This window comes from Kitasatospora aureofaciens, from assembly GCF_019192735.1.
Lineage (GTDB): Bacteria > Actinomycetota > Actinomycetes > Streptomycetales > Streptomycetaceae > Kitasatospora > Kitasatospora aureofaciens_A.
In genome coordinates this window covers 1-1,010 of record NZ_JAHTKP010000182.1, presented here as the reverse complement: position 1 = coordinate 1,010, position 1,010 = coordinate 1, and the positions used below count along the sequence as shown (strand labels likewise).

1 protein-coding gene is annotated in these 1,010 nt (G+C 69.5%); it reads left to right on the top strand.

Annotated elements, in window-relative coordinates; genetic code table 11:
• Nucleotides 1-122: 122 nt before the first annotated feature.
• A partial coding sequence (locus tag KV557_RS41875) for a PP2C family protein-serine/threonine phosphatase (protein ID WP_308130329.1) occupies nucleotides 123-1,010 on the top strand: 888 nt, incomplete at its 3' end.

Here is a 1,010-nt window from a genome sequence, read left to right as displayed (position 1 = left end):
TCGCGCCTCAGCCGTACACGGGACTCCCGCTGCTGGCAGCCGCACCGCTCATCGCGGGTGCCACACTCTCCTTCCGCTCCGCGCTCGCCGTCGTGTGTGTTACGTCCGTGGTCTCGGTGTTGGTGGACATCGAACGCGGGCGTCCGGCGACACCACTGATTGTCGATCTTGCCGTGGTCAGCGTGATCGGCGTGCTGGCTCTAGCGGTCAACCGGCTGATCGTGCGGCAAGGGCGCGATCTGGCACTGGCCAGAGATGTCGCGGAGAGGGTCCAGCGGGCGGTGCTCCCGGAGCCGCCGAGGACGGTCGGGCCGCTGGCCGTGGCCGCGGGGTACACGGCAGCGCAGGCCGAGGCGCGGATCGGCGGTGACTTCTTCGCCGTGCAGGAGACGCCGTTCGGGGTGCGGATGATCATCGGCGATGTACGGGGCAAAGGCATTGCGGCTGTCGCCGCCGTGTCGATCGCGATCGGAATCTTCCGCCATGAGGCCGAGTCCGCTCCCGCCTTGGTCACGTTGGGACAGCGGATGGACGAGGCGGTGAACAAGGACACAGCCCGGAGCGGCCCGGTGCCCGCCATGGAGGGCTTCATCACCGCCGTGCTGGCCGAGGTCTCCCCCGACGGCGAGACACTGAGCCTGGTGAACCACGGGCATCCGCCCCCGTACCTGATTCACGACGGACAGCTCGTGCGGCTCGACCCGGCCGTCCCACAGCTGCCCCTCGGCCTGGGGCTGGGCGATCTCACTCCTGACGGCCCCGCGCCTGCCGATGTCGTGCGGCTGCCCCCGGGGGCCTCGCTGCTGCTGGTGACCGACGGTGTCACCGAGGCGCGGGACAAGCGGGGGACTTTCTACGATCCACTCGCCTCAGAGCGCATGCGCAGGCAGTTCAGTGACCCCGATGCAGTGGTGGATGCCCTCACCGAAGACGTCGTCCACTGGACCGAGGGCAAACGCAACGACGACATGGCCATCCTGGTGGTCACCCGGCGCCACCGCCCTCCCCGC